The sequence below is a fragment of the Pedobacter sp. A2324 genome (assembly GCF_059693705.1).
The window spans coordinates 393,519-409,883 of the sequence record NZ_JCASSK010000004.1; the positions used below are offsets into that span (position 1 = coordinate 393,519).

The 16,365-nt window shown below is 44.9% G+C and carries 8 protein-coding genes; all 8 read right to left on the reverse strand.

Translation table 11 applies throughout. From position 1 onward, the window contains the following. Positions 1-3: 3 nt before the first annotated feature. Positions 4-915, reverse strand: a complete 912-nt coding sequence (locus AC570I_RS14360) for a helix-turn-helix domain-containing protein (protein ID WP_497405971.1) — start codon at positions 913-915, stop codon at positions 4-6. 65 nt (positions 916-980) lie between these two features. Then, the gene (locus AC570I_RS14365) at positions 981-1,784 is read right to left on the reverse strand and encodes an SDR family oxidoreductase (RefSeq protein ID WP_497405972.1); all 804 of its coding nucleotides are present in this window, start codon (positions 1,782-1,784) and stop codon (positions 981-983) included. A gap of 146 nt (positions 1,785-1,930) precedes the next feature. Then, positions 1,931-4,429, reverse strand: coding sequence for a glycoside hydrolase family 2 TIM barrel-domain containing protein (locus AC570I_RS14370; protein WP_497405973.1), 2,499 nt, complete (start codon positions 4,427-4,429; stop codon positions 1,931-1,933). Positions 4,430-4,431: 2 nt separating this feature from the next. Beyond that, positions 4,432-6,354, reverse strand: coding sequence for a glycoside hydrolase family 43 protein (locus AC570I_RS14375; protein WP_497405974.1), 1,923 nt, complete (start codon positions 6,352-6,354; stop codon positions 4,432-4,434). Positions 6,355-6,427: 73 nt separating this feature from the next. Continuing rightward, positions 6,428-7,111 (reverse strand): DUF3823 domain-containing protein, encoded by a 684-nt coding sequence (locus AC570I_RS14380; protein ID WP_316800789.1) that lies wholly within the window; start codon positions 7,109-7,111, stop codon positions 6,428-6,430. A gap of 8 nt (positions 7,112-7,119) precedes the next feature. Next, a complete protein-coding gene (locus tag AC570I_RS14385) occupies positions 7,120-8,952 on the reverse strand; it encodes a RagB/SusD family nutrient uptake outer membrane protein (protein WP_497405975.1) in 1,833 nt (610 codons plus the stop codon). An 11-nt stretch (positions 8,953-8,963) separates the two neighbouring features. Next, on the reverse strand, positions 8,964-12,095 hold the full coding sequence (locus AC570I_RS14390) for a SusC/RagA family TonB-linked outer membrane protein (RefSeq protein ID WP_497405976.1): 3,132 nt from the start codon (positions 12,093-12,095) through the stop codon (positions 8,964-8,966). Between the two features lie 247 nt (positions 12,096-12,342). Continuing rightward, the gene (locus AC570I_RS14395; RefSeq protein WP_497405977.1) at positions 12,343-16,359 is read right to left on the reverse strand and encodes a hybrid sensor histidine kinase/response regulator transcription factor; all 4,017 of its coding nucleotides are present in this window, start codon (positions 16,357-16,359) and stop codon (positions 12,343-12,345) included. Between the last annotated feature and the right edge of the window lie 6 nt (positions 16,360-16,365).

Sequence of the window (16,365 nt, forward strand, 5' to 3'; positions counted from 1 at the left end):
TACCTAGTTAAAGGCCTTGCGGAAATCGCTGGGTGACATTTCCGTTTTTTTCTTAAACAGTTTGCTGAAGGATTGCGGGTATTCAAAGCCGAGGGAAAAAGCAATTTCACTAACGGACAAGTTGCTGGTTGACAGTTTAATCTTGGCTTTTTCAATGAGTGTACTGTGAATTTTCTGCTGGGCACTTAAGCCTGTAAGAGAACGGAGCAGATCACTTAAATAATGGGTTGATAAGTTCAATTCTCCGGCCATGAACTCGACTGTGGGTAAGCCATTTTTTAAGGCAGCGGAATCCTGAAAACAGCGATCCAATAATTGATCGACTTTGGTGAGGATATCGCTGTTAACGGCTTTCCGGGTTAAAAACTGACGTTCATAAAAGCGTATGCTGTAGCTCATCATCAATTCAATCTGAGAGATGATGATATCCTGGGTATGCCTGTCGATAAACTCATATTCCTGTTGTATTTTCTTAAATATCTGGATCATGTTTTCCTGCTCGCGCCCTGAAAGATGTAATGCCTCATTGGTTGCATATGCGAAGAAACCATAATTTGCCATTTCGGCGGCAAGCTTATAGCCATGCAGAAAATCAGGGTGAAGCAGCAATACATAGCCTGATCCGCTGTTGATATATGGCTTATCGGTACGCTCCAGATCAAGAAAATTTACTTGCTTGGGGGCAGTAAAAGTCATCACGCCTTTATCATAATCATAATACTGCTGGCCGTATTTCACCCTGGCTTCCACTCCATCTTTAAGCGATATGGTGTAGAAATCGAGAAAGAAGTGATTCCATATTTCAGGATCTGAAAAGTGTATGTTTTCTACCCGGACCACACTTACCAAAGGATGTTGCGGTTCGGGTAGCGATAATAGCTTATGAAATTCGATGATTGACCTGATGTGCTTCATGTTCTATCGTATAAAGTTAGCAAAAGGCAGCGTGATGTTTACAAAACTATTGATTAATCTGGCTTTTATCCCAGAAACTGAGCTGCGATGCTTTTGCGGAACTCTTCGGGACCTACGGACATTCGTTGTGCGTACATCTGACTGGCATCGGCCCCGGCAACATATCTGAGCTGATCTTTGCCATCAGTTGCGGCTTCATAAACAATAGCTGCGATGTTCGCGGGGTCGGCAGCCTGATCCATCATATGGTCCACCATTCCAAATAATTTATCTTCCAGGATTTGATATTCGGGATGGCTACTCCTGTCGAGCGATCGCGTGGTGAAATCTGTAGCAATAGCCCCAGGAGCAACGGTTTTGATTCCAATGTTGTGGAGAGCTAATTCGAAAGACATACCTTCCGACCAACCCTCAACAGCAAATTTTGCGGCGTGATAAATGGAATGAAGCGGGAAGGTAAGAAAACCACCCATGGATGTGGTGCTGATGAAGAGGCCTGACTTCCTTTTTCTGAAATAGGGGATAAATGCTTTTGTGGTGTTGATTACCCCAAGCAGGTTGGTGTTGAGCTGGTTTAAAATCTGTTCATCGCTGAGGGATTCAAGCGCACCCATTAAACCATATCCGGCATTGTTAAAAACTACATCGACATGAGTGATTGCGAGGGCGGTTTCTACGGTTTCCTTAATCTGATTTGAATTTGTTACGTCGAGCGGTAACAGGGTGATGTTTTCCATTGCGTTCAGTTCCGTTTCTTTTTCGGGATTACGCATGGTAGCGATTACCTTCCAGCCTTGCTGCTGAAAGTATATGGTGGTTGCTTTTCCTAAGCCTGATGAGGCACCTGTGATGAATATTGTCTTTTGCATTTTATATTTTATTAAATGATAAGACAAAATTCGTTTTATAGCGGGGGCCTGGCGTGTCCGTATTACTGAATGATGTGTTCAAAACGGAGGAAGATGATCTGTTTCCCCGGATGATGCTTTATATCCGGGGATCAGACATCTGGTGACTACAACAATTTTATTTTTACGATTGCAGGTTTTAACCATGGTGCACTGAAGCGCACGGTTACTTCTTCTGTTTTTTTAGCTCTTGATTGGATATATACAATCATTTTACCGTGGAATACGCGCTGTTTATTGTCGGTATAATCCCCTTTGTCGGCATTGTCTCCGGCTTCCATACCCAATAAGCGGGCGTTGCCTGCTATTTCACAGGTAATCTCATCGTCAGCACCTGCTACAACAATACCGTTTTCATCTACGAGTTGCAGTTCGAGTTGGGCAAGACCATCTTTTGCCTTCAGTTCGATTTGTTCCCCCTGCAGCACTTTAATGGCCTGAGGGCGGCCGCTCGACTGGATATGATGGCGGACAGTTTCCTGTCCTTTTATATCGAGGCCAACTACTTCGAGTTTCCCCTCCGTATAAGGAATGTCCCAAAAAATGATGCCGGTTTTATTGTCGTAATCTTTTGTTTTTCCGACCACAGATCCATTTAGTTCCAAGCGAGCTTTAGCCGAATTGGTATAGCATACCACTCGGATCATTTGTCCGGGTTGGTAGTTCCATGAGGCCCATGCATCCATTGATGGCGTTTCGTTTTTAGACTGTCCCTGTTCAGATTCAAGTACCGACCATACATCGGACGCAGCGCCACCGCCTTTAAGTGGATAGGTACCGAGGTACGCCATGGGTTTATCAGACCATAGCGACTGGCGGAAATAGCCACGGGGTTTTATAAAACCACCAAAATCAAGCAGGCCGGAATAAAATCCACGTGAAGGCCATCGTCCGGATTCGCCAAGGTAATCGATGCCTGTCCACAGAAACTGGCCGAAAATATGCTCATTATCCTGCACTGCTTTCCAGGCGCTGAAATCATGACGGTTTTCACTGCCGAAAATCACACGTTTAGGGTAGCGCTTATGGTCCTGCAGGTAACGGCTTTCCGTGTAATTATATCCGGCAATGTCGAGCGTTCCGGGATAATCTGTTTCGTTCGACATGGCTACGCCGGCCAAACCAGCGGTAACCGGGCGGCTGGTGTCATATTTTCTCACTACAGCTGCGAGTTTTTTGGCGATAATACCCAGCTGCATGGCATCAGGGGCATCCTTTTTGTAGCCTCCAAAAATGGGCTGTGTAAAACCACCCTCGCCATTGCCTGCCAGAACAGGGTGGGAGTAGGGATCATTTGGATAATCTACCTCATTGCCAATGCTCCAGGCAAAAATCGAGAGGTGATTTCGGTCTCTTTTGATCATGTCGGCCAGGTCTCTCTCTCCCCATTCTTTAAAGAAATCGGAAGAACCCTGAAAACCAGGAGTACCTACGTTCCAACCCTGAAGCCATTTGCGTTTTGGAAATTCCCATTCATCGAAAGCTTCATCCATCACCAGGAGACCTAATTCGTCGCAAAGGTTATACAGGGATGAGGCCTGGGGATTGTGGCTGGTCCGGATGGCATTTACGCCGAGCGATTTCAAGGTCAGTAAACGGCGGCGCCATACTTCGGGATATACTGCAGCACCCAACACACCAGCATCGTGGTGCAGGCATACGCCTTTTACCTTCGTTTGTTTATCGTTCAGGGCAAAGCCTTTGTCGGGATCGAAAGTGAATTTACGGAAACCGGTGACGATCGTAGCGCTGTCGATAATTTTATTGTTTTGCAGCACCATGGTACGTAAGCGGTAACGATTTGGAGCATCGATGCTCCAGAGTTGGGGATTGCTGAGTGCTAGGCTGGTATTAATCTGTTGACTGGCACCGGTTGCAAGTGTGATTTTGTCTGATTTTTTGACCAATACTTTGCCACTTTTATCCAATAGTTCATTTACTACGGTTAATGATGTATTTGCTGCGGATTCATTTATTAAAGCCGCCTGTATGTTCAGTGTTCCTTTATTGCCATCGAGTGTTGGGAAGGCATAAAGCCCCCATTGTTCTAGGTGTACCGGATTTGACCGTACCAGATAGACGTCGCGATAAATTCCAGAGCCCGTATACCAGCGTGAATCAGCATCCAGGCTGTGGTCTACACGAACGGTGATTTGATTTTCTTCTCCGAATTTTACAAATGGGGTAATGTCGTAACTGAAAGAGATGTAACCGTTGGGCCGTTTGCCCAGAGATTTCCCGTTCAGGAAAACCTCACTGCGGTTGTACACGCCTTCAAAATAGAGTAATAGTTTTTTTCCCTGGTCTTGTTTTGTGATGTTTAGCTTTTTCTGATACCATCCTATACCTCCGGGAAGGTATCCGGTAGCACTGGCATAAGTTGGGCTATACGTTTGTTTAATGGTCCAGTCGTGCGGGAGCTGTACCGTTCTCCAGGATCTGTCGCGCTGATCCGGTTCTTTCTTGGGATCAATATCTCCGAGATGGAAACGCCAGTCGGCATTTATTTTTTCGGCTGTACCAAAACCGGGCTGGGCCGAAACGCTGAATGCAGTAAGTAAACTTACCGCAATTGCGAGCATGGGGAATTTATAAAGTTTTATCATTGTTAGTGTGTTGGCTTTACAGGAATTATATGACCGGCTTCATCAAAATACATGCGGTCCATGCAAACTTCACGGTTAAATCCGGCTGCATCGCCCATGTTAATTCCATCTGGGTAGTTAAATCTGTGGTAAACGATGTACCATTCATCTTTTCCGGGAATTTGGAGGACTGAATTGTGGCCAGTTCCGAAGATACCTGATTTTGGATCTTTCTGAATCACCAGGTTATTTTCACTTGTCGTGATTGGTCCTAAAGGTGATTTGGACGTTCCATAGCGAACACGATAGTTTTCGCTGCGTGTATCGTCTTCCGACCACATGAAATAATAGGTTCCTTTTCTATAGAAAACATAACATCCTTCTCTGAAAGTTTTATCGGTGTTCAGTACTTTGGTGGTGTTAGGTTTTAGGGAAATCATGTCCTTATTGAGTTCAGCAACTGCCAGGTATCCATTGCCCCAATAGAGGTAACTTTTTCCACTGTTTGGATCGGTGAATACGGCCGGGTCTATTTCCTGTCCTCCTTTAATGCCCTCGGGTTTAAAGTTAACCAGGGGTTTTCCGGAATCAGTAAAAGGGCCGGTTGGGAGATCAGCTGAAGCCACTCCAATTTTCTGTGCCGCCGTAAAGTAGTAGAAATATTTATAATCCTTTCCAATTTTCTTTTCTGCAATCGTTGGTGCCCAGGCATTGCGGTTGCCCCATGGAACATCTTTTTTTAAGTCGAGGATTACCCCTTCATCTTTCCAGCTGGTAAGGTCGGTGGAAGAAAAGGTTTTAAAATAATACCCTCCCCAGCCATCAAAACCATCGCTGGTAGGGTAGATGTAGTATTTTTTAGTTTTGTTTGAATAGAGGACGTCGGGATCGGCATAAAAGCCATCGAGTACGGGGTTTTTCGCCAGTTTGAGTTCCATTCCCTGAGGAAGGCCCCATCTGGCCGTTAGATTTCTGAGTTCAGTACGGGAAACCGGGATGATGGCTCCGTGGCGGGGGTGGAAATCCATTTTTACTTCGTTATCGATTACCTTAAACCTATCGAGATCGGCACTTTCGCAAAACTGATATTTGCCTTTGCCATATACATCGTACATCAGAATGTATTTATCTGAACGGTTCAGTTTGAATACGCCAGAACCTTCAACGGCGTCTCTGGTTTGCTGTTTATATCCGGGTTGTTCCAGCCACTTTCCCGACATAAGTGAATCGGTAATGGCGAGTTTAATTCCGTTTCCATTACCTTCGGTTTTGTAGAAAAGGTAAAACAGGCCGTTTTTGTTGATGATGTCGCCATCGATACATGATTTACCGTTTTTAGGATTGAACAGCACTTTAGGTTCGGCTTCAAAACCTGTAAAATCAGCGTTGGCGTAGGCATAATAAATGATATCGGCACCATTGCCATGTTGCATGGAAAAATAAACCATGTACTTCCCTTTTGCGGGATCGTAAATGGTTTGGGGCGCCCATACCCGTTTAAGGTCGTCGTGTCCCTTATAATCTTTCTGGATATTGATTACCGTGTGTTTCCAGTTGATCAGATCATCTGATTTCATTAGGATCATCGCCCGGTTAGAATCCCACCCTTTGGATGAGGTCATATCGGTTACCACCATATAAAAGGACCGGCCATCTTCTGCACGTAAGATATGGGGATCGCGAACACCACCGGTTGAACTGATGATTTTCGAGTCAATTACAGGTTCATTATTATTGAGGGCGCGGTAATTGTAACCATCGGTACTGATGGCGAAGCAAATGGCTTCATCTTTTACGGCGTTTCCTTTAAAATAGGTAAAGAGGTATCCTGCAAAATCTTTATCAGCAGGGCCAGACTTGTAAGTCTGGCCCGATGTTTTTTTAACAAAAACTAACTGTAAAGTGGCTAGTAAAATAAAGCACAGGCTTAGATAGTTTTTAATCATTGGTTTGGGTCGTTAAATGGGTTATCTTCTTAAAAAACTGGGTACGTATCTGCATGACCCGTATTTGAACTGATTATTTTAATGCTATTTTTTGTACTTGTGAATATACATATTCGCTGGCAACTGTGGCTTTCACCCCGACTCTTGCGTAAATAAAATCTAGGGTCTTCAGGTTGTCGGGGATGTCGGCAGACAAGCTGGTTGGTGCACCAAATACCAATGAAGATACATTTCCATCTATCCGCACATCGCGTAGCACCTGGTCGGTTAACACTGATTTGCCCAGGTAAAGGCGAACCAATTCAACATTGGCCGTTTGCACCACCTTATTCACTACAAAACTGGTGTTAATGGTATTTCCGGATTTTGTAAAGGTTTCATTGGTGATGGAGAAATAGGGTGTTACCGGTACATCCAGATTTGTATTTGCTGTGAGGTTTACCCTGATGGTATCGGTAGCTTGCTGAAGCCATGGAGCGTCAGGGCGTCGCGTAAGTTTATACTGGCCTGCAAATAACTTTGCCGAGAAACTTCCATCCTGGTTCATGTAGACATAAATAGGGGATTTCAGGGGGTAGCCATCCTGCCACAATTCCAGTTGCGGACCATTATTGCGCACGCCTAATGCTCTGCCCTGATATACCACTTTACCTGATAAAGTTAATTCTGGGGCATCAAAGTTATCGTATTCAGCGCAGCTGGCCAGAAATAAACTGGCTGCTGCTGCTATTATCGTTAAAAATTTAGTTTTCATCATGCTGAGGATTAATGGAATGGATTACGAACAATTTTCGGGTTGTTGTTTAACACGGTCTGATCGATTGATGAGTAGTAGTTTGCCATACGGAACAACCTGGCACGGCGGAAGCGGGTTGGGCGTACGCGTGCATAAATGTATTTTCCATTGTCGGGATGGCCTGGTCTTACCACGCGGTATGAATAAAGGCCCATTACTACAGCGTTCGGATCCGTTTCGGTACCATCCCAAACCAGATGGGCAATACGCCATCTCTTCAGGTCGAAATAACGGTGATCTTCGAAGGCAAGTTCTACGCGGCGTTCATTACGGATGATGTCGTTGGTTAATGCGCTCAAACTGTTAGCCGAGAATCCCGCACGTGCACGGACCGTATTCACATAGCCTAATGCTTCGGGGCGGCCTAACTCAAAAGCAGCTTCTGCGGCATTTAAGTAGATTTCACCTAAGCGGAACCATGGCCACCAGTTTACTGCTGATGTTCCGCGGGTGCTTGCTGCAGGGGCATCGCTGACCATTTTGCGGATATAAAAACCAGTGTTACTTACGTCTACAGCGTCATCTTTAGGACCGTCAAAGCCTGTCCATACCTGGCCGTCGGTATAGTTGCCACCTAATACTGCTGAGGTGGTGAGCTGATAGGCGCCGTTGGTGTATATTGCCACACCTGCCTGTATCCTTACCGGATTGTTTTTAAATGTAGTGCCCGGATAAATGACCGTTCCAAATAAGCGACCGTCTTTATTGGCAAAGATATCGGCCGGGTTGGTATAGGCAATGTAATTGCCATTGGCGTCTTTGTCTTTTAGTGTACCCCTGCTTCCATCTAAATAATTAAAGCTTTCAACCAAACTCAGGGATGGCGAAATGGCTGATGACGCCTCATTATCTTCTGTCATACTTTTGATGATGTTATCATAAGTAAAGCGGTGTACCTTTGTACCTAAGGCAAAGTCTTTTGCAAAGATGATTTCATTTACCGGCTTTTTGTTCAGCATATCGTAGAAGTTAGCACCCTTATCCGGATTGGTATTGTATAAAGCATAAGGACCTGCTAATACCTCTTTCGAAGCGGTAAGTGATTTGTTGTAATAATCGGCTGCCATTGCTGCCGGAATGCCTACTTCGCCACCGGTAGTGCTGATTGGTGCTGCCATTAAACTGTTATATTTGGCGATGGAAGCGGCGTACAACATGGCACGGCTTTCCAGTGCCAGTGCAGTATATCGGTTGGCACGCGTTGCTACGCCATTATTAGGGACCAAGTCAGCTTTAATTTCTTCCAGTTCTTTGTAAATAAAATCGTAAACCTCCGATTCTTTAGCGCGGGGTACCTGTAATGGGGTAGGATCGCCACTGAAGTCGTAAATCAGTTGTTTGGTAACCAAGGGCACACCACCCATACGTTTTACCATTTCAAAATAAACGAAAGCGCGGATGAAACGCATTTCAGCTATAAACTGGCTTTTCTGGGCTGGTGTTAATTTGCCTCCTAAAGCGGTGATGTTTTCCAGTGAAAGGTTCAGGTCGCGGATTAATCCATAGTCCCAATAGCGGCCATAGTCGTTACCATACTGGAAATCGTTTCTGCCGTTCTGATCGCGCGTTCCCGACCACATGGCGTCGTCAATTTCTGTCATCCCACCGGTATTAAATACGCCGTGGAGGGATGGTAAGCGGTTATAGTAGTTCGCCAGCAGCGAGGTAATCAAATTGGGGTCGTTCCACAACTGTTCATCGGTGATGGTGGTTTTTGATTCGCGGTAAAACCAGTCATCATGTTTGCAGCTGTACATGGTTAAGCCCATCAGCAGTGCAAAAGCTATATAAATTTTTTTCATCTTAATTTTGTTTAAAATGTGATGTTAAATCCTGCCATAAATACTCTTTGCTGCGGGTATACCACCGCTGCTGCTGCCTCGATTTCCGGATCGATCTGGAAATCTTTTACATTGTCGAATGAGATCATATTCGACCCATTTACATAGAAGCGGATTTTCTGCGCTTTAATTTTTTCGGCAAGCGACTTAGGAAAGCTATAAGCGAGCTCCATGTTTCTTACGCGGAGGTACCTTACATTTTTTAACCAGAAACTGTTGTTTCTACCGTTTGGACCTGAGTTGCCGTTGCGGATGGCCGGGTAGTATCCCGGAACCCATGCACTTGTAGGATCGTAAGGGTCGGCACGGTGCCATCTGTCTTCCAATAAATAGGCAGGAGAGTTTCCGCCGCCATGGAAAGCATTTCTTAATTCATAATCCTGGTTCCATGATTGCATGGCTCCACCTGCTAAATCAATGTTCAGGTCAATTCCTTTGTAGCTTAAGCCGATGCGTCCGCCGAATGACATCATTGGTGCCCAGCCTGTAGGGTAACCAATCGGCCGCTGATCAAGATCGTTGATCACACCATCACCGTTTACATCTTTGTAGATAAAATCACCTGGTAGCTGTGTTCTGTTGTTCTGACCATCATTGTTGATGCCATAACTCCTGATTTCTTCTTCAGACTGGAAGCGGCCTACCACTTCGTAGCCCCACCAGATACCTCCCCAACGGTTTTCGCTTGAGTTGGTATATTCATTATATGAATTGCTGAAACGTGGTTTGTAGGAATCCAATACTTTATACCTTGAGAAAGTAAAGTTTCCACTTACCGTATAGTTCAGTTCACCTACTTTACTGGCATAGGTAATAATACCTTCTGCACCATAGTATCCATTACTGTTTAAGTTTTCATTCGGTAACGTGTATCCGATTTCGGAAGGCAGTAATACATCATATCTTGTACCCGGATAACCTGTACGAATAATTTTAAATGCATCGGCTGTGAAGGTTAATTTATTATCAAACATGCCTACATCGATACCGACGTTGTAATTGGTGTTTTTTACCCAGGATAGATTACGCACCGGAAGACCCTTAGGCTGAATGCCAGGGTAATAGGTTCCGTTTAATACTGCATTTCCTGAGTTCCAGTTGTAGCCTGACAGGTAACCATGCATACCTACACCTTCTTCCAATCCGGTTTGCCCTACTGAAACGCGCAATTTCATATCATTTACCACACCTTTCAAAGGTTTAAAAAATGGTTCATCGGAGATGCGCCAGCCCAAACTTCCGCCCGGAAATAATCCCCATTCTTTGCCTGAGTAGTACAAGTAAGAACCATCATAACGACCCAGGATTTCCAACAGGTATTTCCCTTTATAGTTATAGTTCAAACGACCAATAAAACCTGCTCTTGCTTCATATAACCATTCATCGCCAATTCCACTAAGTTCGGAGATAGTGTTTACCAAAGGAATATAGTTGTTGGTTGGGTTGGAGCCGATGGTTGTAAGAGTTCGGTCCCAATCAGAGCGTTCGTAGCCTGCCATTACGGAGAAGTTATGATCGCCGATTTGCTTGGTATAATCCAGTTGAAATTGTCCGGATCTGGCTACGGCAACACGGTCGGTTTTGTAGCGCCATCTTGAATTGGTTCCGTTACTGCGTACGTATTGGCCATTTTCATACCGGTAAACGTCGTAGCTGTATTGAAAACCATCAAATTTGTTATTGGTGTAATTGTAAGATACGATACCTTTTGCTGTTAAACCAAATTTGGTTTTGTAGGTTGCGGTCATGTTCACATTTCCGCTCATAAAGCTATTGTCTTTGTATCCTGCAATATCGCGGCTAAAAATAGCCGGATTATAGGCAAACTCATTGGTTTGGTTAGGATAGAGCGGATTATCGTTGGCATAAGGCCCGACTGTTGGTCGGTTTTTGAAGATGGCCAGGATCGAAGAAAAATAACCATCTCCACCAGGTAGCCCCACATCCTGAGTCTTCTCCTGACGCGCTGAGATTTGTGTACCTATGGTAAGGCCTTCAAGAACTGTAGCTTCGAGATTGGCCTGTAAATTGGTGCGCTTGTAGTTAAAATCCTTGATCATTGCATCCTGCTGCAGATTACCTACCGATACAAAATAGTTAGATTTTTTGCCTCCACCAGTAATGTTGGCATTGATGTATCTTTGAGGGATGTCTTTACGGATGATCATGTCGGCATAGTCGTAACCCTGATAACCTGGTTCCGTACCGGCCTGCCATTTCGCGAGTTCTGCGCGGGTGTATACTGCATTCGGATCGCGGCCTTCATTCTGTGCTGCTTCTACCAAACCTCTGGTGTATTGGGCGGCTGTTGCCATTTCAGGGAAACGGGTGAGGTTTTGCCAGCCCAGGTATCCATTTACATTGATTTTTACCGACTCATCTTTTGAACCTTTTTTCGTGGTAATTAATACAACGCCTTTAGAAGCCCTGAAGCCATAAACGGCTGCGGCAGCATCTTTAAGGATGGATATACTTTCAATATCTTCGAGGTTTAAAGAGTTAAAAATATCTGCGCCTGAAGCATTTTGAGTTCCTACCCAGTCTGTTCCGGTCTGGCCGCCGTAGGCAACACCATCGATAACAAACAATGGATTACCCATATTACGGACTTCTATACTCGCACCACGTCCGGGGCGTGCATCTTTGGCACGAACAGAAATACCCTGTACCTTACCGGCAAGTGCCCCTGCGGTAGAAGTTGACGAGGTACGTACCACATCTTCTGATTTCAGGTTACTTACCGCTCCGGTGATGTTTCGTTTGGATTGTTTGCCGTAACCTACTACCACTACATCATCCAGTCCCTGATCGTCGCTTTCCATTTTAATGGTAAACTGCGTTCTGTCGCCAATAGTGATGGTTTGGTTTTTAAAGCCAATGTAGGTTACCAGGAAGGTACCCTTGCTTGCGTTAAGGGTAAATCGTCCCTGACCATCTGTTGTTGTAATTTCTTTCGGGACTGCACCAGGAACGACAATGGTTACGCCGGTTAGGGGTTCATTGGTGTCGCTCAGTACTTGTCCGGAAATCTTGCGTTGCGCATAAGTGTATGAAGGGATTCCCCATACCATCAGGCAGAAAAAGAAAATTTTCAGGATTCTCATGTTATATTTGGTTTTTGTTTAAAAGCGTACTGGTTATGCATTATTTATCCATACAGGCGATGTTTGATTCCATTCCGTAATTAAGGGAATCTGATCAACAGGAAAGCTTTCCAGGGGAAGAAGCAAACGACTCATCTGTGAAGGATTTATAATTGGTTATCGGAATCAAACATAGGCCATTGACCAATCTGCGGACATATACAAATCCGTCAATTAACGACTAATATTTCGTCAAAAACGGTGTTTTCTACGTTTGAGGCTTCTTTTTCTGGTATTCGGAGGGTAGCTGACCAAATTCTTCCCTGAAGCATTGCCGGAAGTAAATGGAGCTGTTGATGCCCACCATCAGGGCTACTTCGGTTACGTTATACTGGCCTGAACGCAGCAGCTGAGCAGCTTTCTGAATCCTGATTTTGCGTACCAGCTGGTTGATATTTTTACCGGTAAGTCCTTTTAATTTTCTGTAGAGTGTAGACTGGCTCATGTTCATTTTTTCGGCCAGGGTTGCTGCATCGAGTATCTCATCCTGAATGCATCCTTCTACGAGGTTAACAAATTCCTGTACAAAAGCATTTTCACGCCACAGGTTTTGTTCCGTTTCGGCACTTGCAGGGGTGACACCTTTTTTATCGGTAGAAAGCCGGCCCAGTACTTCAGCATATACGGCTCTGCGTTTGAGAAGCAGGTTTTCTATCCGTTTAAGGAGTAGTTTTGGACTCACGGGTTTGGTCAGGTAGGAATCTACGCCGAGGCTATATCCCCGTTCTTTGTCGGCTTCGGTGTCTTTTGCGGTTAAAAATATCGTTGGGATATGACTTGTTTCCATTTGTTGCTTCATTTTTTCGAGCATGGTAAAGCCATCCATGTCAGGCATCATCACATCACTTAAAATTAAATCAGGGATTTGACTCTTTGCCAGTTCAAAGCCCTGACTACCATTTCCGGCAGTAAACACTTCATAGTTTGCAGCGAGTACAGTGGTCAGGTACTCACGCAGGTCCATTTCATCTTCAACGAGCAGGATAACCGGGCGGCTATCGGCATTTTTTGCCAGAGCAGGTAAATCTGTTCCCGTTCCGGTTTCCGGTAAGGCAGGTGCAACGGCATTGGTGAGCAAGCGTACGCAAAATTCACTTCCTTTTCCAGGCTCACTTTTAACAGATATTTTGCCATGGTGTATCGCGGCCAGTTCTTTAACCAGGGAGAGGCCCACGCCTGTGCCGTGACTCACTGACTTAGGAACCTGGTAATAGCGATCGAATATTTTACCAAGATGTTCAGGGGCAATTCCACAACCTGTATCCTCTACACAAATCAGGGCACTGGTACTGAGCGGATCCTGTTCGTATCGCAGGCGGACTTCGATACTTCCCGATGTGGTATACTTGCAGGCATTGGACATAAGGTTATCCAGAATCAATTGCACAATTTCTGCGTCGAAAATAGTTTTAATATCTTCCTGTTCAATCTTGCAGCGAATTTCCAGGTTGCTGTTGGTATCGGCTTCGCTGTATTTCTGCACAATATGTTGTACCAGTTCACCTAAAAAATCTTCACCCAAAACCAATGGTTTATATTGTGATTCTACCTTACGGAATTCAAGCAACTGATTTACCAGTGAGAACAGCCTGTTGGCATTTTTCTGAACCATCAGCACGCCTTCTCTATGTTTTGTGGCCAGCTTCTCTTCATGAAGGAGGTCTTCGAGTGGCCCAAGAATGAGGGTTAAGGGTGTGCGCAGTTCGTGGGTGATGTTGGTGTAGAAATTCATCCTTTCCATGTTTAATTTCCCATCCTGCTCAATCTGCAGTTTTTTTACCCGAAGCTCGGCCTCGGCATATACTTTTCTGATGTGAAATAAAACCAGGGTGATGATAACTGAGATAAGCACCAGTGCGTAGATTATTATGGCCAGGGTACTGAGGTAAAAAGGGGGGGAAACCCTGATCAGGAGTTTTTTATAATCCTGCGACCAGGTTTCATTTTTTAGCCTGGTACGGATGCGCAGTTCATAGCTGCCGTGTGGGATGTTCCTGAAATCGAGGTTTTTCTCATCGCCCAGAAATACCCATTTTTCATCCCGTCCGTGAAGCTGATAACTAAACTCTACCATATCGTGCAGGGCATAGTCCATTACCGCCAGTTCCACACGGAAGCTGTTTTCATCATGATTAAGCGCGATTTCTTCGGAAATTCCCGGGTATTTTTCGGATTGTGCATGCGTTTCACCGGTATTGAATACCATAAAGCGGCTGATTTTAATAGGGGATTCTGGCAGGGTAAGTGGAATGTTTAAAGGATTAAAATGGCATACGCCAGCCGGCATTCCGAAGAAGATTTGTCCTGCCGGGTCTTTCCCCACGCTGTTAATGGTGAAACCACCGAGTGGTAAACCGAATGCCTGATCATAGCTTAAGAACCGTTTTTTTTCTGGAATATAACGCAAAATTCCTGAGCGTGTGGCGCACCAGATGTTTCCACCGGCATCTTCTGCAATGGCGTTTATGGTTAGCCAGGCATCGCCTCCCGGTGGGATGATGTTTTGGATATGACCTGGTAAGGTATTGGCTTTGTGGAATGCGATACCTTCGTTGGTGGCAATCCAGATGTTATTTTGTTTATCGGCAAAGAGCTGGTTGATGGTGTTGCTGTTGATGCCCTGACCCTTAGAAATTCTTTGAATCAGTTTTCCATCGTGGTTAAATATGTAAATCCCCTGTCCATAGGTACCAATCCACATGTTTCCCTTATTGTCTTCTATGAGTGTGCGGGGGGCATAATCTCCCAGCATGGGTGTGTTGGTTACAACTTTTTTGAAAGATCCGGTGCGGGGATTGTGAATGAAAAGCCCTTCTTCGGCTGCAAAACAAATATTTCCCTCTTTGTCTTCAACGATGGCCCTTACGGAAGACATTTTTTCTCCGGCATTGATTTTTTTCCAGGCTTGGGTTTTTGGGTCATAAAAGGATACACCACCATTCTGTAAACCATACCATTTGTTGTTATCGCTATCCTGCAAGCCGGAGAGCAGAAAGTCGTCTGCGATGCCACTGTTACGCATATTTTTCCTGCTCACTTTCCCATTGGCATCAATTTGGAGAATGCCATCACCAACAGTACCTAACCAGACACTATTGTCGCGATTATTAAGTATGCTCGTCACCGTAGCAGGTTTGCCTTCTGCCTGCATCAAATTTTCTGTTGATAATATGGAGAAGAAAGGTTTTACGTGACTGACGAACGCGATACCACCGCTGTATATGCCCATCCAGATATTGCCAAACTGATCGAGATCGATGCTTTGCACAGATGAGGTATTTCCTCTTTTAAGATAGAAAGGGGTGATGGAGGTGATTTTCGGCATCACTGCCTTTGCAAGGTCATTTGTTTTGAGGATGAACAGCTGCGATGATTCTGCGCCAATCCATATGTCCCCGTTAATTTCTTTGATGGAGTAGACAAATGGTTCGAGGCCATTTCTGCTTTTTTCTGAGAGGCTGACCCTTTGAATTTGCCGGGTTGAAGGATGATAGATGGCCAGTCCCTTTCTGGTTCCAATCCAGATGTTGTTGAACTTGTCGCAGAAAAGCGATTTGACTTCGTTATCAGGGAGCAAATTTCCAGCGGTGCTAAGCACAGTAACGGAATGGCTTTTGGGATCCAGGATGGACACGCCCTTATTGACATGGCCAATGTACAGTTTACCTGTTTGATCTTCTGCCAGCGACCAGATGCTATTTTCGGGTAAACCCGGAATATTTTTTCTGTTGAAACGTTTAAAGATTTTTTTTACCGGGTCGAATTGCTGTACCCCCTGATGGTAGGTTGCCAGCCATAGGTTACCATTAGCCGATTTGATGATGTCGGTAATGTCGTTTGTAGCCAGCGATTGGGGATCTTTATCGCTGTGCAGGTAATAGGAAAACTGGTTGGTTCTGGTATCGTAAACATTTAATCCGTTAGCACGGGTACCAATGTAGAGCTTATCGTTATCGTACAGCAATGTGTTGATTTCGTTGCTGTTTACAGAAGAACCATCAGATTTTTCAGACTTGTAAAAATGCTTGAAGGAATTGCTTGCAAAACGGTTGAGTCCCATTTCGGTGGCAATCCACACAAAGCCATCGTGATCGTGCACGACATCGATTACCTGCTGGCTGGACAAACCTTCCTGCAGGGAAAGATATTTCGCCTGGTTGGGCTGGGCCCACAGCGAAATGGAGTACATGCAAAGTACGATGATCAACCTCAACCTCATTTCCATAGCTTC